Origin of the sequence: Mesorhizobium sp. WSM4313 (genome assembly GCF_002294725.1) — a bacterium.
Taxonomy (GTDB): Bacteria; Pseudomonadota; Alphaproteobacteria; order Rhizobiales; family Rhizobiaceae; genus Mesorhizobium.
In genome coordinates this window covers 425,923-447,664 of the sequence record NZ_NSFT01000003.1, presented here as the reverse complement: position 1 = coordinate 447,664, position 21,742 = coordinate 425,923, and the positions used below count along the sequence as shown (strand labels likewise).

Sequence of the window (21,742 nt, the reverse complement as noted above, 5' to 3'; positions counted from 1 at the left end):
GCCCCGGATGCGATGTTGGCCACCAGCCACATCCGAGGATCTAATCCAGCATGAGCGTCACTGACCACACAATCCGTACGCCGCAGGCTGATTTGCGCCTCAGCCAGTCGTCTGGTTCCGGCATGCCCATCGTCATGATCCACGGCTCGGGCAGTTCGCGCGCCGTCTTTGCGCGTCAGTTCGACAGTCCGCTCGCCGATGCCCACCGGCTGATCGCTTTCGACCTTCCCGGCCATGGCGACTCCTCCGATGCTCGCGACCCGGCCGCAACCTATACGATCACCGGCCTCGCCCAGACCACAGCCCGCCTTCTCGATGCCCTCAACATCGGCCACGCCATCATCTTCGGCTGGTCGCTTGGCGGCCATGTAGCGATTGAACTTGCCAGCTTCCATCACGCGGTGAACGGTCTGGTGTTGACCGGGGCGCCGCCGGTGTCGAGGGGGCCGCTCGGCATGCTGCGTGGCTTTCATGCCAACTGGGACATGCTGCTCACCTCCAAGAAAGTTTACTCCGAACGCGACATCGAGCGCTTTGAGGCGTTTTGCTTCGGCGGCAGCGCAAGTCCGTCTTTCCGCGAGGCCATAAGGCGCACCGACGGCAGGCTGCGCTCGGGCGTGGCATTCGGCATGTTTGCCGGCAAGGGCGCCGACCAGAAGCAGGTGGTCGAGAATGCCCCCTTCCCGGTCGCGGTGATCAATGGGGAGCATGACCCGCTCGTGCGGCTGAGCTACTTCGAGACAGTGGCCTACGCCTCGCTGTGGGAACGGTGCCATGTCATATCCGGCGCCGGCCATGCACCTTTCTGGGAAAAGCCGGACCTATTCAATCCGCTGCTGTCACGCTTTGCCGAGAAGGTAGTGAAGCAGAGCGCAGTCATGCCGGTGCGCCGAACTGAGGCCGGCTGAGCCTTTATTGACATCTTCCGATTCCGGCTTCTCGCGGACGGCCCAATTGGCCGGTGCCGGCTTGGCTTTTAGCGGCTGCGGTCTTGCCCTCACGGGCTGACAAACAGGAAATCGCGACCTGACGAAACCCAAGCCGGCGAACGTCCTATTTTTCTTGCCCTCCCGACAAACCCGTGTGACGATGGTTTTGGGAAGAGGTGAAAACCCGCCCGCGACGGCCGAACAGGCCGGCCGCCGCTCTGCATAGGGTGCGATCGGACGCAAACCGGTTTCCACTTTTGCTGATCGCTCTCTTGGGAAACGCCTGAGTGGAGGTTCAGCCATGGGTACTCGCGCCGGAGGACGACGCACGGGACCGAAATGCATTGCCATAGTCGGTCCCTTCGCAAGCGGTAAAACGACACTTCTCGAAGCCATCCTCGCCCGCACGGGCGCCATTCCCCGCCAGTCACCAGTTTCATCGGGCAACACCGTTTCCGACCATTCGCCGGAGGCACGCGCCCACGCCATGAGCGTCGAGGCGACCTTCGCCACCACCGATTTCATGGGCGAGCAGATCACTTTCGTCGACTGCCCCGGCTCGATCGAATTTGCCTTCGAGGCCGAACCCGTGCTTGCCGCTTGCGACCTCGCGGTCGTCGTCGCCGAGGCCGATGAGAAGAAGATCCCGGCGCTGCAGCTCATCATGCGCAAGCTCGACGATCTCGCCATTCCGCGCATCCTGTTCCTCAACAAGGTCGACAAGGCGGTCGCGGGCGTGCGCGAGACGCTGAAGATGCTGCAGCCGGCAAGCACGGTACCGTTGCTGCTGCGCCAGATTCCGGTGCGCAAGGACGGCATCGTCATCGGCTCGATCGATCTGGCGCTGGAACGCGCCTACATCTATCGCGAATACGCCGAGAGCCAGGTTGCCGAGATCCCGAACGACGACAAGGCGCGCGAGCTGGAAGCCCGTTTCTCCATGCTGGAGACGCTCGCCGATCATGACGATCACCTGATGGAGCAATTGCTGGAGGAGATCGAGCCGCCGAAGGACGCTATCTTCGACGATCTCTCGGCCGATCTGCGCGCCGGCGCGGTGACGCCGGTGCTGATCGGCACGGCCGAGAAGGGCAACGGCGTGCTGCGCCTGTTGAAAGCCATCCGCCATGACGCGCCGGATGTCGAGGCGACGCGGAAGCGCCTTGGCGCGCCGGACGGCCAGACGGTAGTGCAGGTGATGAAGACCATTCACACCGCGCATGGCGGCAAGCTTTCGGTGTCGCGCGTGCTCTCGGGCCAACTGGCCGACGCAGCCGAGCTCTTCCTTTCCAACGGCGACACGGCGAAGGTTTCCGGCATCTACAGGATGCTCGGCAAGGACCAGTCGAAGCTGACATCCGCCAAGGCGGGCGACACGGTTGCGCTTGGCAAGCTCGACAACGTCAAGACCGGCCAGACGCTGAGCTCGGCCAAGGGCGGCATCCGGCCATTGGTCACGCTGGAGCCGCCGCAGCCGGTCTTCGCCTTCGCGCTTCGCCCCAAGGAGCGCAAGGACGAGGTCAAGATGTCGGCGGCGATCCAGCGGCTTGCCGAGGAAGATCCATCGCTCAGCCTGCGCCACAACCAGGATTCCGCCGAGACCGTCCTGTCTGGGCACGGCGAGATGCATCTGCGCGTGGTGCGCGAGCGCCTCGAAGGCAAGAACCAGATCCCGATCGAGGGCCATACCCCGGCGGTGCCTTACCGGGAGACGATCCGCAAATCGGCGCAACAGCGTGGCCGCCACAAGAAGCAGTCCGGCGGCCACGGCCAGTTCGGCGACGTGGTGATCGAGATCAAGCCGCTGCCGCGCGGGTCCGGCTTCCAGTTCTCCGACACCATCACCGGCGGCGTGGTGCCGAAAACCTATATCCAATCGGTGGAGACCGGCATTCGCGACTATCTGAAGACAGGCCCGCTCGGCTTTCCGGTCGTCGATGTCGCCGTCAATCTGTCGGATGGTTCCTACCACGCGGTCGATTCCTCCGACATGGCCTTCCAGATGGCGGCGAAGCTCGCGATGAAGGAAGGCATGGCCGCCTGTTCGCCGGTCCTGCTTGAGCCGATCATGAAGGTCGAGATCGTCACGCCCTCGGATGCCACCTCGAAGATCATCGCGCTGATCCCGCAGCGGCGCGGCCAGATCCTCGGCTATGACGCAAGGCCGGACTGGCCGGGCTGGGACGTGGTCGAGGCGACCATGCCGCAGGCCGAGATCGGTGACCTGATCATCGAGCTGCGCTCGGCCACTGCCGGCGTCGCCAGCTACAAGGCCACTTTCGATCACATGGCCGAGCTCACCGGCCGGCTGGCCGACGAAGCGATGAACGCCAACGGCAAAGCGGCCTAGAGCAATTCCGGGAAAAGTGTGAGCGGTTTTCCGTGCGGAATTGCGAAAGAACAAGGAGATAGTGCGGTTCGCCGTTTCCGTGAAACGGTGAAACGCACGAGCAGGTCGACCTGCTGGCAGGCTTCTGTTGGAGATATGAAAGCGGCGTCCGGATGATCCGGACGCCGTTCCTATTGCGGACCGTTCTCCTGGGAGGCAACGGCTGGCCCGCCGCATCCGTAAAAAGGTTCGGACGCGGTGCTTGCCTGAGCCCGGTCTTTCGAGTGATGCCCCCATCTCCCGAACCGACCAACCGCGTCCTATCGTCTACTTAAACGATAGAGTGGGTCTGCGACATGTTACCCGATGTTACATGTCACTGTTACGCGGTGGATTCAGTCGTTTTCTTGCCGGCTCGAAGGCATGCGGGCAACAAAAAAGCCGGATCAATAAAGATCCGGCTGAGTTTGATTGGAAGTGCCGATTAAGGCTAACCTCCAGAGGGGAACACTCGAGGGCGCTAATGGGAGGAGAACGCGCCCCGGAGATACGACTATATATGTGCTCATCATGCCCAAGAAACAAGCATCTATTTTGCAACACACGCATGCAAAAAGACGTAGGCTGTGGTCCAACCTGTTCCTCGAAGCCATAGGACCAGAAAAGTCGCCGATTCCGGCGCGTTTCAGGCGCTAAAGCGACTGCTTAAAAGCAAACCGAGCCGATTTTGCTCAGAAATATGCGAGTCGGCGAAATGATGTCGATTTCGGCAGGTCGAGTTTATTTTTACGGCAGGAGACCGATGATGCGAACTTTTTCAGCAATCGCCGGCAGCGCGCTGTTCCTAGTCGCAGCGCCGGGCGTCGTCGCCGGCTTGGCCGTGGCTGCTGACCGACCACTATCGCAAACCTCTGTCGGCCCTGCCTGGCTTCGTGGCTGTGGGCTCGATTCTTGTGATCGGAGCGGCCGCCATCCTGCTTCATGCCTTCGCCCGCTTTGCCCTCGAGGGTCTGGGCACGCCCGCTCCCGTGGCGCCGACCGAGAAACTGATCGTCGGCGGCGTCTACCGCCATGTGCGCAATCCCATGTATGTGGCGGTGTTGTCGATCATCCTCGGCCAGGCGCTGATCTTTTCGAGTTGGGCGGTGCTGGCCTACGGCCTCATCGCCGCGGCGGCGATGATCTCCTTCGTCAAGCTCTATGAAGAGCCGACGCTCGCCAACCGCTATGGCGAAGAATACGAGGTCTACCGCCGCGCCGTGCCCGGCTGGCTGCCGCGCCTGAAACCCTGGCGCGGATAAGCCGCCCTTTCCGAGAGGGGTGCCGATATTCAGGTCAGGCCGAGTCGAGAACGGTAGGCTCCGAGAACCGGAACGGAGCGTACTTCAGTACGTGAGTACCGGAAGCGCAGGAGCCTGCCGTTCGCAGGCAGGCCTCACCTGAACATTCAGTAAGACCAGCTGCGCGCCTTGGCGATGATAAAGTCGCGAAACACGTGCAGCTTCGCCTGGTTCTTCATCGCGTCGGGATAGGCGAAATAGGTGTCGAAGGACGGCACCTCGGTCTCCGGCAGCAGCTGCACCAGGTTCGTGTCCTTGTTGATCACGTAGTCCGGCAGCATGGCGATGCCGGCGCCGCCCTGCACTGCCCGCTTGATCGACAGGATGTCGTTGATCTGCAGCGTCGGCACCCGCTGCCCGCCCTCGAAATCGCCGACCGTCTCCAGCCAGTTCAGCTCCGACAGATGCGAGGGCACCGGCAGGCCGAAAGTGACGATGCGGTGGTTCCTGAGCTCGGCGATCGAGGCCGGCCTGCCGAACTTGGCGATATAGGACGGCGCCGCATAGAGGTGGAAATGCACCGTGAACAGCCGGCGCTGGATAAGGTCGGGCTGCTGTGGCTGGCGCAGCCGGATCGCGCAATCGGCCTGGCGCATGGTGAGATCGAGCTCCTCATTGGCCAGGATCAGCTGCAGGCTGATCTCGGGATAGAGCTCAATGAATTCCTGCACGCGCTCGGTCAGCCAGCCGGCGCCCAGGCCGACCGTAGTCGTCACCCTGAGCACGCCCGACGGCCGATCCTTGGTCTCTGTGAGCCGCGTCTTGATGGTTTCCAGCTTCATCAGCACGTCATGCGCCGTGCGGAACAGCATCTCGCCCTGCTCGGTCAGCACCAGGCCGCGCGCATGGCGGTGGAACAGTGCTACGCCGACATCGTGCTCCAGCGCGCTGACCTGCCGCGAAATGGCCGATTGCGACAGATGCAGCGTCTCGGCGGCATGGGTGAACGACCCAGCCTCCGCCGCTGCGTGAAATACGCGTAGCTTGTCCCAGTCCAGCGCCATGATTCCCCTCGCGTTGCCTTTGGCGTCTGAATGAAAAATCAGGCTTTTAAACGGCTCTTTTCAGCCGATTGTCATTCCGCCGCTTCGCGGTGAACCTCGATGCCCGCCAGATATTTTTCCGCCTCGAGCGCCGCCATGCAGCCAAGCCCGGCCGCCGTCACCGCCTGGCGGTAGACGTCGTCGGTGACGTCGCCGGCGGCGAACACGCCGGGCACGTCGGTGCGGGTGGAATCGGGCGCCGTCCACAGATAGCCGTTCGGCTTCTGCTTCAGCTTGCCCGCGAAGAGCTCGACCGCCGGCGCATGGCCGATGGCGACGAACACGCCGTCGACCGGCAGCTTCGATTCCTGGCCGGTCACCACGTTGCGCAGCGTCAAGCCCTCGACTGAGGGCGGCAGCGGCGCCTTTCCCGGCCGTCCGGTGATCTCGTCGACGACCGTGTCCCAGATGACGCGGACATTGTCCCTCTTGAGCAGCCGCTCGCGCAGGATGCGCTCGGCGCGGAAATCGCCGCGCCGGTGGATGACGGTGACGCTCTTGGCGAGGTTCGACAGATAGAGCGCTTCCTCGACCGCCGAATTGCCGCCGCCCACCACCGCGACGTCCTTGCCGCGATAGAAGAAGCCGTCGCAGGTGGCGCAGGCCGAAACGCCGAAGCCCATGAAGGTCTGCTCCGACGGGATGCCCAGCCACTTCGCCTGCGCGCCCGTGGCGATGATCAAGGCGTCCGCGGTGTAGACGGTGCCGGAATCGCCGGTGGCGCGGAACGGCCGCACATTGAGATCGACCTCGGTGATGATGTCGTTGATGATGTCGGTGCCGACATGCTCGGCCTGCTTGAGCATCTGCTCCATCAGCCACGGACCCTGGATCGGATCGGCGAAGCCCGGATAGTTTTCCACGTCGGTGGTGATCATTAATTGGCCGCCCTGCTGCAGGCCGGCGACCAGCATCGGCTTCAGCATGGCGCGCGCGGCATAGACCGCCGCCGTGTAGCCGGCCGGGCCGGAACCGATGATGAGAACGGGCGCATGTTTGGTGTTCATGAAAAAGTCCCCTGCGGCGCGAAGCCGTGGTTTTGTTGGGCTTAATGTAAGTGTTGCCCGTGAGACCAGCAAGGCAAGTTGGCTTTCGTCCCCGGAAAGCTTCGTTCCCCGTATATCGGGCCATATCGCCGCCCTCACCGATGCATGCCGTCCGGAGATATGCGCGGCTCTGGGCTCACCATCAAAAGAAAATCATCGTAAAGGGATGGTCTCCCAGGCGAAACCAAATTACAAAACCACGAAAGATTCTTGCGCGAAAGCCATCCATGCCGCTCAAAGCCGATCTCGATGCCATCGACTGGAAGATCCTGCGCGAGCTGCAGGGCGACGGCCGCATGACCAATGTCGAATTGTCCAACCGGGTCGGCATTTCGGCGCCGCCCTGCCTGCGCCGTGTCAGGCGGCTGGAAGAGGCCGGCATCATCCGCGGTTACCGCGCGCTGCTGAACGCGCCGGCGCTCGGCATGGATGTCGTCGCCTTCTGCCTGATTGGCCTGCATCATCAGGCCGATGCCGAGCTGAAGACCTTCGCCGAGCGCACGCGCGGCTGGCCGATCGTGCGCGACGCCTGGATGGTTTCGGGCGAATCCGATTTCTTGCTGCACTGCGTGGCGAGCGACCTCGGCACCTTCCAAACCTTCGTCATCGAGGAACTGGCGTCGGCCCCGAATGTGGACACGGTACGCACCGCGCTGACCATCCGCCGGGTCAAGGATGAAGGGCTTGTCGCTTTTCCAACGTAATGTGCCGGCTTCCGGAAATTCGCCTGCGCAAACAAAGGGCTTAGCGTAGGGTTTTGAATCAATCCGCGATCAGAGCGACCGTATCGCGGCAAGCAGTCCCTCAAGGTCCGTGGCGCCGCGCAACGGCGAAACCGAAAACCCGCCTATCGTCGAGCCGTCGCCGTCCACCAGCCAGCCACGCGCAAGGCCGGCGCGCTGGCCGGCTTCCATATCGGCCGGCTTGTCGCCGACGATCAGCGATCGGCTGAGATCGAGGCCGAGGCGGCGCCCCGCCTCCAGCAGCATGCCCGGATTGGGCTTGCGCATCGGATGATCGGCAACCGCCAACGCGCCCCTGCCGGCCTCGTGATAGGCGCAGGCCAGCACCATGTCGACGAAGGCATTTTTCTCAGCCAGCAGCTCGAGCACGCGCCCGTTGACCCGCGCGAACGCGTCCCAGCCGAAATAGCCGCGCGCGATGCCGGACTGGTTGGTGATGACAATGGCCGGAATACCGCGCACGTTCGCGGCCTCGATGACCGGCGCGATGCCATCGCGCAGCACCATGGTCGCCGGATAGTCTGGATAGCCGGTATCGACATTGATGGTGCCGTCGCGATCGAGGAACAGCGCCGGCCGGCCGGCCGGAAACGTCCTGTCACCGACCCGCTCGATCCAAAGGCCCGGCTCGGCCAGCGGAAAGCCTTCGCTCTCAGCCATTGCTGAGACGCGCTTCGACAGCCTCGCACAGATGGTGATAGAGGCACAAATGCCCCTGTTGGATGATCGGCGTCGACGTCGACGGCACGTTGAGCAGGATATCGGTCAGCGGCTTGAGCTTGCCGCCGGTCTCGCCGGTCAGGCTGATCACCGTCATGTCCATCGCCCGCGCCTGCTCGGCGGCGGCAAGGATGCTTGGCGAATTGCCGCTGGTGGAAATGGCGAGCAGCACCGCGCCTTCCGATCCATGCGCCTCGACCTGGCGCGAGAACACGGTGTCGAAGCCGTAATCATTGCCCCAGGCGGTCAGCACCGCGGCGTTGGCCGGCAGCGCGATGACGTTATAGGCCTTGCGCTCCTTCAGGAAGCGGCCGACCAGCTCGCCGGCGATGTGGATGGCGTCGCTGGCCGAGCCGCCATTGCCGCAGATCAGCAGCGCCTTGCCTTGCGACAGCGCCGTCACCACGGTGCTCACCGCGCGCTCCATCTCATCGGTGAGGTCGCGCTCGACCATCGCCGAGATAGCCGCCGCGGAGCGGACCAGGTAGTCGTTCAAATCGGACATGAGATCCTCAGTTTGCGGCACGCAGCTTGCCGATCGTGTTCGTCGTGCTCTTGCCGGCGACGAGATCGACCAGCACCACGCGCCCGCCCGCCTTCTGCACGACATCGGCGCCGACCACGGTCTCGACCGTGTAATCCGCGCCCTTGACCAGAATGTCCGGCAGAAGCGCCTCGATCAGCTTCAGCGGCGTGTCCTCCTCGAAGACGACGACCGCATCGACAGAGGCAAGTGCCGCCAGCACGCAGGCGCGGTCATGCTGGTTGTTGACCGGGCGCCCCGGCCCTTTCAGCCGGTGCACCGAGGCGTCGCTGTTGAGACCGAGCACCAGCCGGTCGCACTGGCTGCGCGCGGCATGCAGCAGGCTGACATGGCCGGCATGCAGGATGTCGAAGCAGCCATTGGTGAAGCCCACGGTCAGCCCCTCTTCCTTCCAGGCAGCGACCATCCTGGCCGCGGCATTGAAATCGAGGATGGCGTCCTGATGGCCGGTCGGCCCGTGCGAGCGGAACAGCGCGCCGGATAGCTCCTCGACGTTGAGCCGCGCCGTGCCGCGCTTGCCGACCACCACGCCGCCGGCCGCGTTGGCGATGACCGCGGCATGCACCCGGTCGGCGCCGGCGGCGAGCGACAGCGCGAAACTCGCGATGACTGTATCGCCGGCACCGGAGACGTCGAAGACTTCGCGCGCCTGGGTGGAAATGTGGCGGGCGTCCTCGGCGGAGACCACGCTCATGCCCTTCTCGCTGCGCGTGGCGACGATGAACTCGAAATCATGCGTGGCGATCAGGTCGCGCGCCGCCGCCACGATCTCGTCATCGCCGAAGACCTTGCGCCCGACCGCCTCGCCAAGCTCCTTGCGGTTCGGCGTCACAGCCGTGGCGCCGGCGTAGCGCGCATAGTCGCGTCCCTTCGGATCGACCAGCACCGGCTTGCCGGCATCTCGGCAGATCGCGATCAGCTCGCCGGCGACGCTGTCGAGCAGGATGCCCTTGCCGTAATCGGAGAGGATGACGATGTCGGCGCGGCCAAGCGCCGCCTGGAAATGATCGATGAGCTTCGCCCGCTCGGCCCCGGTGAGCGGCTTGATCTCTTCCTCGTCGAACCGCAGCACCTGCTGGTTGAGCGCGCTGAAGCGGCTTTTCGAAGAGGTCATGCGGTCCTGGCGCTGCAGGAGCCCGTCGGTATCGACGCCGATCTCGCTGAGCATGCGCATCAGATTGTCGCCGGCCTGGTCGGCACCGATCACCGAGACGGGAATGGCGGCCGCGCCCAACGAAACGATGTTGGAGACGACATTGCCGGCGCCGCCGATGTTCAACGCCTCGCCCTTTCCATGCAGCACGGGAATGGGAGCTTCCGGCGAGATGCGCTCGATCACCCCGCTGACGAAACGGTCCAGGATGAAATCGCCCACCACCAGCACGGTGACGTCGCCGAAGCGGGCGATGGTGCGATGCAAAGGTTCCGGAGAAGGCAGATGGTGCTTGATCATCTCGCTCGAGCTATGCCTGAAGACGGCCGGACTTGATTAGGTTTCAGCGCCGGAATTGTGGCGCGGGCTGTTCAAAGCGATGCCGATATACCGCAATTCGGGCGAGCGCAACGGCAGCCCGGCGCGGACCTTAGCCGGAGCCGGGTTGGCAATCAGCTCCTCTGCAGGGCGACGTGGACGCCGAGGCCGACCAGCACGGCGCCGCCCGCTCGCTGCATCAGGCGCTGCGCGCGTCCCGAACGCCGCAGCCGCGCTATCATCGCGCCGGCAAGGAATACGCACATGACGTCGGCGGAGGAGAACATCAGGTTGACGATGGTTCCAAGCACGACGAACTGCAGCCAGACCGGAAACGCCGCCGAAGCATCGATGAATTGCGGCAGGAACGCCATGAAGAAGATCGCCGTCTTGGGATTGAGCACCTCGACGGTGACGCTTTCGAAAAAGGCGCGGCGGACCGATTTCCGCGCGATGGCGGGCAGAGCCGTATCGTCGTCCGCCCGTTTGCGGAACATGGCAACGCCGAGCCAGATCAGGTAGAGCGCGCCGAGGAGCTTGACCGCAAGGTACAGCGGCGGCACGGCGTGAAACAGCACCGACAGGCCGGCAGCGGCCGCGAAGACATGCACATAGCCGCCGAGATGGATGCCGAGCGCCGCCGTCAGCCCAGACCAGCGCCCGCGCGCCATTGTCTGCGCAGCGGCGTAGAGCATGGCGGGGCCAGGGATATAGGCGAAGACCGCGGTGGTGGCGAAAAAAGCGATGAGCAGTTCGGTCGACGGCATCTTGTTCCCTCACGCTACGCCAGGTGGCGAAGGCCGAACTGAAGCCGTAGCTTTGCGGCCTCGCTATGACAAAGAACCTGTCTGCCCGGATTTGGTCAAGACACGCGCCATGAACTTGTCATGGTCGATCACCGCGCGCTCATGCAGACCTTCCCCGATCAGTCCGCCCTCGTCGGTGCATGACACCTTGAAGCGCAATTTTCGCCCTTTCACGGCGACAAGCTCGACATCGGCGGTGACCATCATGCCGACGGGGGTGGCGGCGACATGGCTGACGTCGACATGGGTGCCGACGGTTCTCTCGGGGCTGCCAAGGAACGGGCGCAAGGCCTCGATGCACGCCCATTCAATGAAGCCGACCATGAAGGCGGTGGCGAAAACCGGTGGCATGTCGCCAAAACCCGCAAAGGCGGGCGTCATGGCAGGCACCGTCAGGGTGTCATCGACCCGCAGGATTTGACGACGGCGGAGGCCGGGCTTTAGATCGGACGTCACTGTTGCACCACGAGCAAGGACCCGCACCGGCGGCCTTTCGCCGCGGTGCTCGCAAGCAGCTTATCCCGAAAGCCCTTCCGCCGATCTATCCCTACGTTCGTCGTACCCGCGGCTGGCGAGCTTTATCGACAGCCCAGCCCACCTCCCCTATAAGGGCCGGAATCGGCAACGGAGCGAGGCTGAAGAAAGCATGATCATCGTCACGGGCGGCGCCGGCATGATCGGCTCCAACATCGTCGCCGCTCTCAATGCCGAGGGCCATGATGACATCGTCGTCGTCGACGATCTCACCGACGGCCACAAGATCGCCAACCTTGCCGACCTTCGCATCGCCGACTATCTCGACAAGGATGATTTTCTCGCCCGGCTCGAGGACGGCGCGCTCGGTCGCATCGAAGCCGTCTTCCATCAAGGCGCCTGCTCGACCACCACAGAGTGGAACGGCAAGTTCATGATGGAGGTGAACTACGCCTATTCGAAACGGCTGCTGCATGCCTGCCTGAAGCTGCGCGTGCCCTTCCTCTACGCCTCGTCGGCTTCGGTCTATGGCGGCGGCAGCGAGTTTCGCGAGGAGCCCGAGTTCGAGCGTCCCCTCAACGTCTATGCCTATTCGAAGAAGCTGTTCGACGACTACGTCCGCCGCAACGTCTTCGATACCGATCATTCGCAAGTGGCGGGCCTGCGCTATTTCAATGTCTATGGGCCGCGCGAGGCGCATAAGGGCGCCATGGCCTCGGTCGCCTTCCATCTGTTCAACCAGGTCGAGCGTGGCGAAAACCCGAAGCTGTTCGGCGCCTATGGCGACTTCGGACCCGGCGAGCAGAGCCGCGACTTCATTCATGTCGGCGATGTGGCCGACGTCAATCTGTGGCTGTGGAAGCGCGGCGCGAGCGGCATCTTCAATTGCGGCACCGGCCGCGCCCAGCCGTTCCGGGCGATTGCCGAGACGGTGATCGACACCCTGGGCAAGGGCGAGATTGAATTCATCCCCTTCCCCGACCATCTCAAGGGCAGCTACCAGAGTTTCACGCAGGCTGATATGTCCCGCTTGCGCGCGGCCGGCTACAATGGCCAATTCCGCACAGTCGAAACCGGCGTCAGGGACTATGTCGAATGGCTGAAGGCCCAACGATCCTCGTGATCGGCCCACGCTGGGTGGGCGACATGGTCATGGCGCAGTGCCTGTTTGCGGCGCTGAAGGAAAAACATCCGAACGCGGCCATCGATGTGCTGGCGCCGGCCTGGGCGGCCCCGCTGGTCAAGCGCATGCCTGAGATACGCAGCCAGATCGACTTTCCTTTGATGCCGGGAGCGCTCGAGTTCCGCAGCCGCAGGCGCTTCGGCCGCCTGCTGCGCGGCCGCTACGACATGGCCTATGTGCTGCCGGGGAGCTGGAAATCGGCGCTGATCCCGTTCTTCGCCCGCATCCCACATCGCGTCGGCAATCTGCGCGAGATGCGCTACGGCCTGCTGACGGATGTCGTGCCGCTGCCGGAAAGCCTGAAACGGCGTACGGCGCGCGCCTATTTCGGCTTGGCGCGCGGCGGCACTTTTCGCGCGCCGCGTCTTACCGTCGACAAGGCCAATCAGGCCGATCTGCTGGCGCGCTTCGGGCTGACCGGGAAGAAATTCGTGGCGCTCATGCCCGGCGCCGAATTCGGCCCGGCAAAACGCTGGCCGAGCGATCGCTATGCCGGGCTGGCCCGGGACATGAGGGCCAAGGGCTTGGGCGTCGCGCTGCTCGGCTCGAAGAACGATGCCGACGTGACCGGCGAGATCGCAGCCCTTGCGCCGGGCGCCGTCGACCTTGCCGGCAAGACACGCCTCGAGGACGCCATCGATCTGATCGCCGCGGCGAAGCTTGCGGTCTCGAATGACAGCGGGCTGATGCATGTCGCCGCCGCCGTCGGCACGCCGATCGTCGCCGTCTATGGTTCGACCTCGCCGGACAACACGCCGCCTCTCAGCGAGCGTTCCGAGCTGATCTGGCTGCATCTGTCCTGCTCGCCCTGCCATAAGAAGGTCTGCCCGCTTGGCCATCTCAACTGCCTGAACACGCTCGATGTCGCGCGCGTCACCGCCGCGGCCGACCGCTTGCTCAAGGTTCCGGCAGCGGCATGAAGGTGCTGATCGTCAAGACATCGTCGATGGGCGATGTCATCCACACTTTTGCCGCCATCGAGGACGCGGTGCGCAATCGCCCCGATATAGATTTCGATTGGTGCGTGGAGGAACCGTTTGCCGGTATCGTGGCTCTGCATCCGGCGATCGGCACCATTCACAAGGTGGCGGTCCGGCGCTGGCGCAAGCGGCTTCTCGACGGAGCCACGTGGCGCGAGATGACCGGACTGCGCGGAGCGCTCCGCGCCTCCCGCTACGATCTGGTCATCGATGCGCAGGGCTTATTGAAATCGGCCCTGGTCGCGATCCAGGCCGGCGCGCCGATTGCCGGCTTCGATCGGGCGAGCGCCCGCGAGCCGTCGGCGACGCTGTTTTATCGACACAGATATGCGGTGCCGCGCGACCTGCACGCCATCGAGCGCACCAGACGGCTGTTCGGGCTGGCGCTTGGCTATCAGCCCGACCTGTTGACGCTTCGCTCAGGCATCGTGCTGCCGGCGGGCAACCTGCCTGGCATCGACGGGCAGACCGCCTTCCTGCTGCACGGCACCAGCCGCGAGGACAAGAAATGGCCGGTCGAGGACTGGATCGAAACCGCGCGCCGACTGACCGACCGGCAGTTCACACCAGTGGTCACCTGGTCGAATGAGGCGGAAAAGAATGTGGCGAAAGCCGTTGCCAGTGCGGTGCCAGGGACGGTGTTGGTTGCGAAATCGCCGCTCGCGGATGTCGCCGCGATCCTTGGCCGCGCGGCGCTGGTCATCGGCGCCGACACCGGCCTCACCCACCTCGCCAGCGCCTTCGGCCGGCCGACGGTCGCCATTTTCCTGGCGACGGAGCCAGGTCTCACCGGCCCGCGCGGGCCTTTCGCATCGACCTTGCTTGCGCCTGCGGGCGGCAGGATCACGCCGGCTGAGGTGATGGTGGAGGCTGAGCGGCTGCTGGCGCTCAGTTCAAAGGCGCCAGCGTGAGGACTTTTTCAGAATTCGCTCTGGCGAGTCGAATGGCGTAGTTTTCGAGAACCGGAGCGGAGCGTACTTAAAGTACGTGAGCACCGGAAGCGCAGAAAACTACGCTAGTCGGCCGCCAGAGTAGAATTATCAAAAGGTCCTCAGATAAACTGCACCTGGACAATCTCGTAGCCTCGGGCGCCGCCCGGAGCATTGACCTCGATGGCGTCGCCGACTTCCTTGCCGATCAATGCACGCGCGATCGGCGATGAAATCGAGATGCGGCCCGACTTCACGTCCGCTTCCTGGTCGCCGACGATCTGATAAGTCTTCTTTTCCTCGGTGTCCTCGTCGACGAGCACGACGGTCGCGCCGAACTTGACCTTGTCGCCGCTGAGCTTGGAGACGTCGATGACCTCGGCGCGCGCGATCAGATCCTCGAGCTCGTTGATGCGGCCTTCATTGAGGCTCTGCGACTCTTTCGCCGCGTGATACTCGGCATTTTCGGAAAGGTCGCCATGCGAGCGCGCTTCGGAAATCGCCTCGATGATGCGAGGCCGCTCCTCCTGCTGGCGCCAGCGAAGTTCTTCCTTCAATGACGCGAACCCCTCGCCTGTCATCGGGACCTTGATCATAGCCTGACCTTTCTGCCGCCACCCCCGTTTCGGGAGGGACCTTGTCAATAGGTACAAAAAGAAAACGGTCCGGCAGCCTCGGGCTAACGGAACCGTCTCACCACAATTTCCCTGAATATAGCGATCTTTGCGCGATTTTCACGCCCAAAAATTGAAGTTCGGCAAAATGATCACCGCTTTCGCGGGTCCGCGGCTGACGGCGAGCAATAAAAAACCGGCTGCGATTGCCCGCAGCCGGTTCGAGAGGCTTCGAGCCCTGTTCAGCTCCTCAGGAAATGATCGATCTGCTCGGACAGCATGCCGTATTCGCGCGAGCCCTTGCCGGTCCGCTTTTCGATTTCCTGGAGCTGCTGCTGCGCGCCGGCGAGATCGCCGATCTGCAGATGCGCCTCGCCGAGATATTCGCGCACCAGCGTGTAATTCGGGTCGATCCGCAGCGCTTCCTCGTAATAGCCGAGACCGACCGTGACGCGGCCCGAATGGCGGTGCGAATAGCCGAGATAATTGAGGATGCGCGGATCCTGCTTGTTGGCGGCGAGCGTCAGCACCGAGATCGCTTCGTCATAGCGTCCGGCCATCGCCAGATCGTGACCGGCCTCGTAGATGCTGTCGTCGTCCAGCATGCCATATTGCGGCTTTACGCATTTGTTCTTCTTCTTGTCCCAGACCTCGCCCTTCTTGCAGGTGGTGGTCGTCTGGCCACCGCTGCTGCCGCCTTCACCAGCCGCAAAAGCCGGCGCAACGAACAGCGGCAGCGCCGCAATAGCCATGACCTGAACAAGCAAACGTCTGCGCATCGAAGCCTCCGTGAGTGTGACAATGCCAGATTAACGCCGCCTTGGCGCGGTTTCATCCCGAAATGCGGGCGACTACCGAACTATTTTGAACGGGCCGGACAGAAGCCGATAGCTACGGACGTGACGCGCGCTTTAATTCCGCTATCATCGGACCAAGCGCATCACGTGGAGAAGGACCGTGCAGCAGCGCCTCGAGAAGGAGTGGGAACTTTCGATCGATCCGGACACGGTGCGCCTGTTCATCCTCAAGGCGAAGGCGCTGAGTGCTGCCGTCAACGAGGACTATGATGACGGCGCTGAGCACGAGGTCGAGTTCGACGGCGACACGCATGACAGCCACCATCATGACGGCCTGGTCGAGGAAGCCTCGGAAGACCTGACCGGGGAAGAATTGCGCGAGCTGATCAACGATCTCAATATCGACGAAGCGGCCGAGCTCATCGCGCTCGCCTGGGTCGGGCGCGGTGACTATGAGGCATCCGAATGGACGGACGCGGTGGCCGCCGCCAGGGAGCGCCCCAGGAAGCGCGTGGCCAAATATCTGCTCGGGCTGCCGATGCTTGCCGACTGGCTGGAGGAAGGCCTTGAAGCCATCGGCGCGTAACGCGCCGGTAACCGATTGTGATCGGCAAGGCAGCCGATACAGGCAACTTCGCACCGCGACCGCCGTTTCCGGGCGATGGCAACGCTGAGCCTTTCACGACTTTGCAGATTGGCGCTGCCTGTGGCGGCTGCGATGTTGCTGGTTACGCCGGCCATAGCCAAGCATCATCATCGGCATAAAAGACATCTGCCGCCGGCCAGCCAGAGCGCCGCTCCGGCTCCGGAAACGCCGCCGGCGACCCCGGTTCCAGGATCGCGTCCGCAGGACCTGGAGAACGGCACTGAGAAGTCCGGGCAAGGCAAGCCGCGCGCGGACGGCAGCGACGACTTCCTCAACCAGCAGAAATCGCATCCGAAATGGGACGCCCGTCCGCCGCGTTCGAAGAGCGCTCAATCTGCGCCGCGGACGGAAGCCGAGCCGCAGACGCCGGATGTCGTGACGACGCCCCCGCAGAAGCCCACCGAACTGGAGCCGGAGCCGCCGGAAACCGCGCCGCAGCCAGCGGAGAAACCCGAACCGCCGGGCGAGGAAAAGATGCTTCCCGATCCGCGCTCGGCCGACATGCCGGCCGAAACGATGCCGGCGGAAGAAACCGCGTGCCGCGAGCGGCTGAAGGCTCTGGGCGTCGAGTTCGAGGAGCACAAGGCCGAGCACGATGCGGAAATCGGCTGCTCGATCCCCTATCCGATAATTCTGAAAACGCTCGGCAAGTCCATCGGCATCAGTCCCGGCACCGAGCTCAACTGCCAGATGGCCGAGGCGGCGGCACGCTTCATGGCCGAAATCGTCCAACCCACGGCAAAGGCCGAGCTCGGCGCCGATTTGAAGTCGATCGACCAGGGCTCGGCCTTTGTCTGCCGCCCGCGCAACGGAACCCGCAAACTGTCCGAACACGCCTTCGGCAACGCGCTCGACATCGCCAGCTTCACCTTGTCGGACGGGAGGAAGATCGAGGTCGGGCCGGCGCCGCCTGAGAAGGACGCAAAATTCCTCGACGCGGTGCGCAAGGCTGCCTGCGGGCCGTTCAAGACGGTGCTCGGACCAGGCGCCGATCCCGACCACGCGCTGCATTTCCATCTGGACCTGGAACCGCGCCGCCACGGCGGAACCTTCTGCCAATAGGTGAATTCCGGAAGTCTTGCCCGTGCCAAGCCAAGCACAGCGCCGCAATTCCGCCCCATGCGTGAATGCCGGCGCTGATCTTTCCTTTACTGTTGGCGGTTAATCTTGTGCCATTCGGGGACAAGGACGCCTTTCAATGGCTCGAAGACTTGGCGCTATGCTGGCAGCGGCGCGACGGAGCAAGCGTGCGCGCATCACGATCGCCGGGCTGGCCGCGGGCGTCGCCATGGCGGCGATATCGGCCTGCACGACCGGCGACGTCTTTGCGCTGCAGCCGGCCGTCGATGTCGGCAGCCAGACGGCAGCCGTGCCGCAGCCCGATGCGCCGCAATATTCCGGCATGCAGCGTCTTGTTCCGTCCAACCCCTATATGACGCAGGCCGCCTATCCGCGCATGGACGAGCCGATGTCGCCTCTCGAGCAGATGCCGGCCAGCGAGATCGACTGCCGCAACGAGCTGAGGCGGATGGGAGTCGTCTATCAGGACGTCCAGCCGATCCATGAGGGCCGGTGCGGCATCGATTATCCGGTAAAAGTCTCGGCCATCGGCAACGTCGCCATGACGCCCGCGGCGACGCTGACCTGCAACATGGCCGCAACCTTTGCCGCCTGGACGAAGAACGAGCTGCAGCCGGCTGCCCGCTGGCGCTATTTCTCCGGCGTCAAGGCGATCCACCAGGGTTCCAGCTATTCCTGCCGCAACATCGCCGGCGAAGGCGTGCTGTCCGAGCACGGCAAGGGCAACGCCCTCGACGTCATGAGCATCGAGCTCAACAATGGCGACGACATCGACGTCCGCAAGCCCGGCCTGTTCGCCTTCCGCACGCGCGGCTTCCTCAACAATGTGCGCGCCGACGGCTGCGAGTATTTCACCACGGTGCTCGGCCCAGGCTACAATTACGACCACCGCAACCATTTCCATTTCGACATCAAGAACCGCAAAAGCGGTTACCGCGCCTGCCGCTAGATCAGCCTTGCCGTTGGGCTTCAGTCGAAGCGATGATCTGCCGGGCGACCAGATCCTGGATACGCCAAAGGTTTCTGTCGCGGATCCCGCTTTCCTCCAGCTTGGCGACCGTCCGGAAAAGATATTGCGCCGAGGAGCCCCAATGCCCGGCGGCGCGCGCCAGCGTGTGCGCAACCTGCTCCAACGCCAGCCTGCCGGCATAAGCCCTGCCCTCGGGCGCGGCGACAAAAGCCAGCGCACGCAATGGCCCGTCCCTGGTCCGGAGCTTGATCCAGCATGGCACGTTGGTCGGCGGGTTCGCATCTATTTCGCGACGAAGCAGTTGGACGATCTGCCCCAGATGGTCCTCCGCCGGCAGCCGATAGGCGATGCCGTTGCAGCTGCCTCCCCGGTCGAGCGCCAGCATCAGCGCCGGCAATTCAGGCGTTCCGCGCCAGCGTGTCAGCTTCAGGCAAAATGAGCGGTGCCAACCCAGTGCCGTCGCCTGACGCTGCTCTTCATAGATGAACTCTGGATTCCAGATCAGCGAGCCATACGCAAAGACCCAAAGCGTCTCAGGCCGATATTGCGCAAGCAGCTGTTCGGCCAGACCGTCAAATTCAGCGTCGCTATGCTCGCTTGTTCCGGGCTCGGGGACCTGGATCCGGCTCCATGCGCTCGACCCTCGCGACAAGCTCGGCAGTCAGCGCCATTTTACCGCGGCCTGTCTTTGTCGGTTCCATTCGCCGCACCCCCGTCAAACGATAATCGATGGTAGACGGTCTCCAGATCGCTGGCCATTGATTTCCCGTGATTGTCGGGCAACACATGCCACACGGGATCGAGCGGCGTTCATGAGCCACAGAAGTTTGAGACGACGCGCGGTGATCTGGATCGCGGCTTTCTGCGCCTTCTACGTGATGCTCGCCTATCTCGCCGCGCCGGAATTCTGGACCTGGCGGGAGCGCGGCTTCCGCACCCGGCCCTTCGAGATGGTGACGCATACGCCGCAGGGCATTCCCGGCGACCCGATCAATGTCGGCCTTGTCGGCACCGAGAAGGAAGTTGTCCACGCCTTCGCGGTCGCGGGCTGGGACACGGCCGATGCCGTGACGCTGCGGACCGCGATCGACATCGGCGAAAGCGTCTTGTTTTCCCGCCCCTATCCCGATGCGCCGATGAGCCGCCTTTTGTTTGAGGGCCGAGCCCAGGATCTGGCCTTCGAGAAGCCGGTCGGCGACAGCGCCGACCGGCGCCACCACGTCCGCTTCTGGCAGACGGACACGGTGGGCGACGACGGCCGCCCGCTCTGGCTGGGCGCCGCGAGCTTCGACCGCGGCGTCGGCCTCAGCCACGATACCGGCGCCGTCACCCACCATATCGGCCCCGACATCGACGCGGAGCGCGACTTCCTGATCGGCGATCTGAGGGCCGCCGACCTGCTGGCCTCCACCAGCGCGATACCCGGGATCGGCGCCACCAAGGCCGGACGCAATGGCGGCGGCGACCCCTATTTCACCGACGGCATGGCCATTATCGGCGTTCTGAAGACGCAGCAGTGACGGCGCACTGTCACGCGCGCGCTGACGCCGAAGGTGCGCGTCGTGGTCGACGCGTTTGTCGGGCATTTTTCGGCGCCGCTTTGGGATGCCGCCTGAACAGCGCGCCTGTCATGTTCCAAAAATACCCGCGGGCTATTTTCGAACGCACTGCAGCAATGCTATTGACCGCCCATGCTATATGTTGAAATCGCCGTCGTGGCCGTCCTCATTCTGGTGAACGGCCTCTTGTCGATGTCGGAGCTAGCCATCGTCTCGTCGCGGCCCGCCCGCCTCAAGGCGATGATCGACCGCAACGTCAGGGGCGCCGGCCGCGCGCTGGCGCTCGGCTCTAACCCCGGCAAGTTCCTGTCCTCGGTGCAGATCGGCATCACCCTGGTCGGCGTTCTCTCCGGCGCCTTTTCGGGCGCCACGCTCGGCGAAAGGCTGGCGCAATATCTGGCGTCGACCGGCATCCGCGAAAACATCGCCGATCCTGTCGGCGTCGGCATCGTGGTCGCTTTGATCACCTATGCCTCGCTCATCGTCGGCGAGCTGGTGCCGAAGCAGATCGCGCTCAAGGATCCGGAGCGCGTCGCGGTCAGAGCCGCGCCGGCAATGACCATCCTCGCCACCTTCTCGGCGCCGCTGGTCTTCCTGCTCGACCTCTCGGGCCGAGCCGTTCTGTGGCTGCTTGGGCAGGCCGGTGAGACCGAAGAGAAGGTCACCGACGAGGAGATCAAGATGCTGGTCGCCGAGGCCGAGCATCACGGCACCATCGAATCCGATGAGCGCCGCATGATCGCCGGCGTCATGCGTCTCGGCGACCGCGCCGTGCGCGCCGTCATGACGCCGCGCACCGAGGTCGACTGGCTGAACCTGCAGTCCGACGAGACCACGGTCAAAAAGCTTCTGATGGATACCCAGCACTCGCGCCTGCCCGTCGGCGACGGCAATGTCGACGCCATGGTCGGCGTCATCCAGACGCGCGACGTGCTGGCCGCCCTTCTCGCCGGCAGGGTGCTGGATCCGCGCCAGCATGTGCGCGCCGCCCCCATCGTGCATGATCAGGCCGACGCGCTCGACGTCCTGCAGAAGCTGAGGGAATCGGACGTGCCGATGGCGCTCGTTCATGACGAATACGGCCATTTCGAAGGCATCGTCACGCCGGCCGACATCCTCGAAGCCATCACCGGCGTGTTCCGCTCAGACCTCGAGGCCGGCGAGGAGGAAAACGCCGTCAAGCGCGATGACGGCTCGTGGCTGCTCGCCGGCTACATGCAGGCCGACGAGATGGCCGAGGTGCTTGGCATCGACCTGCCCGAAAACCGCGACTACGAGACCGTCGCCGGCTATGTGCTGTCGCATCTGCATCATCTGCCGACCACCGGCGAATGCGTCGACGCGCAAGGCTGGCGTTTCGAGGTGGTCGACCTCGACGGCCGCCGCATCGACAAGCTGATCGCCACCCGCCTGCCCGACGGCCACCGCCCTGTGGCGCGCTGAGAACGAAATTTATGTGGTAACCAACTCGCCGTCAGCTTTGCGGCGGGAGGCGCCCAGTCTGCTTTTCGGCAGGCCCACGAACAAGCTGCCGCCCCC

At 63.9% G+C, this 21,742-nt stretch carries 21 protein-coding genes and 1 pseudogene; 12 read left to right on the top strand and 10 right to left on the bottom strand.

Going from position 1 to position 21,742, the window contains the following annotated elements; all coding sequences use genetic code 11:
- The first annotated feature begins 50 nt into the window (after positions 1–50).
- From CK219_RS10010 to CK219_RS10000, 3 genes and pseudogenes are all read left to right on the top strand, one after another.
- Positions 51–908 (top strand): alpha/beta hydrolase, encoded by an 858-nt coding sequence (locus tag CK219_RS10010; RefSeq protein WP_095766584.1) that lies wholly within the window; start codon positions 51–53, stop codon positions 906–908.
- Positions 909–1,230: 322 nt separating this feature from the next.
- Positions 1,231–3,279: an elongation factor G gene (locus CK219_RS10005; RefSeq protein ID WP_095766583.1), complete on the top strand. Its 2,049-nt coding sequence runs from the start codon at positions 1,231–1,233 to the stop codon at positions 3,277–3,279.
- A gap of 784 nt (positions 3,280–4,063) precedes the next feature.
- Positions 4,064–4,559: pseudogene (locus CK219_RS10000) on the top strand (isoprenylcysteine carboxylmethyltransferase family protein).
- A gap of 146 nt (positions 4,560–4,705) precedes the next feature.
- On the opposite strand, the gene CK219_RS09995 reads toward CK219_RS10000, so the two are convergent.
- Together CK219_RS09995 and trxB are read right to left on the bottom strand one after the other, a co-directional pair.
- The gene (locus CK219_RS09995; protein ID WP_095766582.1) at positions 4,706–5,602 is read right to left on the bottom strand and encodes a LysR family transcriptional regulator; all 897 of its coding nucleotides are present in this window, start codon (positions 5,600–5,602) and stop codon (positions 4,706–4,708) included.
- Between the two features lie 71 nt (positions 5,603–5,673).
- Positions 5,674–6,648, bottom strand: a complete 975-nt coding sequence (trxB, locus tag CK219_RS09990) for a thioredoxin-disulfide reductase (RefSeq protein ID WP_095766581.1) — start codon at positions 6,646–6,648, stop codon at positions 5,674–5,676.
- Between the two features lie 266 nt (positions 6,649–6,914).
- Between trxB and CK219_RS09985 the strand changes: the two genes are divergently transcribed.
- The gene (locus CK219_RS09985) at positions 6,915–7,391 is read left to right on the top strand and encodes an Lrp/AsnC family transcriptional regulator (protein WP_040989590.1); all 477 of its coding nucleotides are present in this window, start codon (positions 6,915–6,917) and stop codon (positions 7,389–7,391) included.
- Between the two features lie 69 nt (positions 7,392–7,460).
- On the opposite strand, the gene CK219_RS09980 is transcribed toward CK219_RS09985, so the two are convergent.
- The 5 genes from CK219_RS09980 to CK219_RS09960 all read right to left on the bottom strand — a co-directional run bounded on the left by CK219_RS09980 (position 7,461) and on the right by CK219_RS09960 (position 11,454).
- A complete protein-coding gene (locus tag CK219_RS09980) occupies positions 7,461–8,090 on the bottom strand; it encodes an HAD family hydrolase (RefSeq protein ID WP_095766580.1) in 630 nt (209 codons plus the stop codon).
- The gene (locus tag CK219_RS09975) at positions 8,083–8,655 is read right to left on the bottom strand and encodes an SIS domain-containing protein (protein ID WP_095766579.1); all 573 of its coding nucleotides are present in this window, start codon (positions 8,653–8,655) and stop codon (positions 8,083–8,085) included. The genes CK219_RS09980 and CK219_RS09975 overlap by 8 nt, the downstream gene beginning before the upstream one ends.
- 7 nt (positions 8,656–8,662) lie before the next feature.
- Entirely contained in the window at positions 8,663–10,147 is a 1,485-nt protein-coding gene (gene rfaE1 / locus CK219_RS09970; RefSeq protein WP_095766578.1) for a D-glycero-beta-D-manno-heptose-7-phosphate kinase, read from the bottom strand.
- Positions 10,148–10,299: 152 nt separating this feature from the next.
- A complete protein-coding gene (locus tag CK219_RS09965; protein WP_095766577.1) occupies positions 10,300–10,932 on the bottom strand; it encodes a LysE family translocator in 633 nt (210 codons plus the stop codon).
- A 63-nt stretch (positions 10,933–10,995) separates the two neighbouring features.
- Complete coding sequence (locus CK219_RS09960; protein WP_210199996.1) at positions 10,996–11,454, bottom strand: thioesterase family protein; 459 nt, start codon at positions 11,452–11,454, stop codon at positions 10,996–10,998.
- A 163-nt stretch (positions 11,455–11,617) separates the two neighbouring features.
- Here CK219_RS09960 and rfaD point away from each other — a divergent pair, with 163 nt between their 5' ends.
- From rfaD to waaC, 3 genes are read left to right on the top strand one after another with little or no spacing between them, the layout of a single operon-like run.
- Positions 11,618–12,568 carry an ADP-glyceromanno-heptose 6-epimerase gene (rfaD, locus tag CK219_RS09955; RefSeq protein ID WP_095766576.1) on the top strand — a complete coding sequence of 317 codons (951 nt, stop codon included), beginning with the start codon at positions 11,618–11,620 and terminating at the stop codon, positions 12,566–12,568.
- On the top strand, positions 12,541–13,548 hold the full coding sequence (gene waaF, locus CK219_RS09950) for a lipopolysaccharide heptosyltransferase II (protein WP_095766575.1): 1,008 nt from the start codon (positions 12,541–12,543) through the stop codon (positions 13,546–13,548). The genes rfaD and waaF overlap by 28 nt, the downstream gene beginning before the upstream one ends.
- Positions 13,545–14,519: a lipopolysaccharide heptosyltransferase I gene (gene waaC / locus CK219_RS09945; RefSeq protein WP_095766574.1), complete on the top strand. Its 975-nt coding sequence runs from the start codon at positions 13,545–13,547 to the stop codon at positions 14,517–14,519. Before waaF ends, waaC begins: the two co-directional genes overlap by 4 nt.
- 140 nt (positions 14,520–14,659) lie before the next feature.
- Here the strand turns inward: waaC and greA are convergent, their stop codons facing one another.
- Positions 14,660–15,133, bottom strand: coding sequence for a transcription elongation factor GreA (gene greA, locus CK219_RS09940; protein ID WP_095766573.1), 474 nt, complete (start codon positions 15,131–15,133; stop codon positions 14,660–14,662).
- 260 nt (positions 15,134–15,393) lie between these two features.
- The gene (locus tag CK219_RS09935; RefSeq protein ID WP_095766572.1) at positions 15,394–15,930 is read right to left on the bottom strand and encodes a tetratricopeptide repeat protein; all 537 of its coding nucleotides are present in this window, start codon (positions 15,928–15,930) and stop codon (positions 15,394–15,396) included.
- Positions 15,931–16,108: 178 nt separating this feature from the next.
- Here CK219_RS09935 and CK219_RS09930 point away from each other — a divergent pair, with 178 nt between their 5' ends.
- From CK219_RS09930 to CK219_RS09920, 3 genes are all read left to right on the top strand, one after another.
- Positions 16,109–16,534, top strand: a complete 426-nt coding sequence (locus CK219_RS09930) for a DUF3775 domain-containing protein (RefSeq protein ID WP_095766571.1) — start codon at positions 16,109–16,111, stop codon at positions 16,532–16,534.
- A gap of 132 nt (positions 16,535–16,666) precedes the next feature.
- Positions 16,667–17,656, top strand: a complete 990-nt coding sequence (locus CK219_RS09925) for an extensin family protein (RefSeq protein ID WP_245340429.1) — start codon at positions 16,667–16,669, stop codon at positions 17,654–17,656.
- 136 nt (positions 17,657–17,792) lie between these two features.
- Entirely contained in the window at positions 17,793–18,623 is an 831-nt protein-coding gene (locus CK219_RS09920) for an extensin family protein (RefSeq protein WP_095766569.1), read from the top strand.
- 1 nt (position 18,624) lies between these two features.
- Here CK219_RS09920 and CK219_RS09915 read toward each other — a convergent pair whose 3' ends face one another.
- Positions 18,625–19,296: a gamma-glutamylcyclotransferase gene (locus CK219_RS09915; protein WP_348628331.1), complete on the bottom strand. Its 672-nt coding sequence runs from the start codon at positions 19,294–19,296 to the stop codon at positions 18,625–18,627.
- 160 nt (positions 19,297–19,456) lie between these two features.
- On the opposite strand from CK219_RS09915, the gene CK219_RS09910 reads away from it, so the two are divergent.
- Entirely contained in the window at positions 19,457–20,164 is a 708-nt protein-coding gene (locus tag CK219_RS09910; protein ID WP_095766568.1) for an LssY C-terminal domain-containing protein, read from the top strand.
- Positions 20,165–20,335: 171 nt separating this feature from the next.
- The gene (locus CK219_RS09905; protein ID WP_095766567.1) at positions 20,336–21,646 is read left to right on the top strand and encodes a hemolysin family protein; all 1,311 of its coding nucleotides are present in this window, start codon (positions 20,336–20,338) and stop codon (positions 21,644–21,646) included.
- The last annotated feature ends 96 nt before the right edge of the window (positions 21,647–21,742 follow it).